Here is a 1,346-nt window from a genome sequence, read left to right as displayed (position 1 = left end):
CTTCCGTTCTAGTGGTCGTCGCAACACCCCAGCTCAGGGGATGCGATGGACTTCGAGATTCGGGATGAGCGGAAGCCTCAGGGGCCCCGCAGGTTGGTCGCCGAGCGGGCCGCATACTTCCAGCTCATGGAGCAGGGTTACAGCACCCGGGAAGCGGCCCGCATCGTCGGTATCAACCTGCGGACCGGCAAGAAGTGGCGCAACGGCCACCACTCGCCGGGCAAGGGGAAGAAGCCGGTCCCTTCGATCTATCCCGTCCCCGGGCAGCAGTCCGAGGAGGCGGTTGACCGGAGGGAACCGGCTTCTCGCGCGTCGAGGTACCTCCGCGAGGAGGAGCGCATCCACATCGCGGACCGGGTGCGGGAGAAGGCGTCCGTTCGGCAGATCGCCGCCGAGCTGGGCCGCAGCCCGTCGACCGTCAGCCGGGAGATACGCCGCAACCGGCGCCCCATGCCCAAGGGCGGCTTCGCCTACCAGCCCTTTCACGCCCACCGCCGCGCCGAACGGCGTCGCGGCCGGCCCAAGGTCGGCAAAATCGGGCAGTGCTCCGAGCTGCGGGACTTCATCCAGGACCACCTGACGATGCGGTGGAGCCCGGAACAGATCTGCCAGGCTCTGCGGACCCGCTTCCCCGACCGCCCGGAGATGCACGTGGTCCACGAGACGATCTATCAGGCCCTCTACGTCCAAGGCCGCGGAGAACTCCGCCGGGAACTGACCCGCGCCCTTCGGACCGGCAGGGCCATGCGGCGCCCGCGTCGCCACGCTGACCGGCGCATCAACCGGCCGGTCAAGAACATGGTCATGATCAGTGAACGGCCCGCCGAAGCGTCCGACCGGGCCGTCCCGGGCCACTGGGAAGGCGACTTGATCATCGGCAGGAACGGCAAGTCCGCCATCGGCACACTCGTCGAGCGGTCCACCCGCTACCTGATGCTCGTGCACCTCCCGGACGGCCACACCGCCTACGCGACCCGCAATGCGCTCGCATCGACCGTCCAGGCCCTCCCGCACCACCTCTGGCGATCCCTGACCTGGGACCAGGGCTCGGAGATGGCCGCCCACCGGTCGTTCACCGTCGCGACCGACATCCCGGTCTACTTCTGCGACCCGGCAAGCCCCTGGCAACGCGGCTCGAACGAGAACACGAACGGCCTGCTGCGGCAGTACTTTCCGAAGGGCACCGACCTCACCACCCACGCCCCTGAGCACTTGGCGGCCGTGGCCGCCGAGCTGAACAGCCGCCCACGCAAAACGCTCGGCTGGGAAACCCCAGCCGAGCGCCTCGCTAAGCTCCTGGCCACAGCCAGTTGATCACTGTGTTGCAACGACCCCTGGAATTCGCC

Annotated in this window: 1 protein-coding gene; it reads left to right on the top strand. The window is 68.4% G+C overall.

What is annotated here, in order from left to right; all coding sequences use genetic code 11:
- Positions 1–45 precede the first annotated feature (45 nt).
- A complete protein-coding gene (locus ACWC5O_RS45450) occupies positions 46–1,314 on the top strand; it encodes an IS30 family transposase (protein ID WP_450592534.1) in 1,269 nt (422 codons plus the stop codon).
- Positions 1,315–1,346: the final 32 nt, after the last annotated feature.

The organism is Streptomyces sp. NPDC001450 (assembly GCF_053597295.1).
Note: the sequence above shows the minus strand (reverse complement) of the source record. Positions and strands in the feature narration are given on the sequence as shown.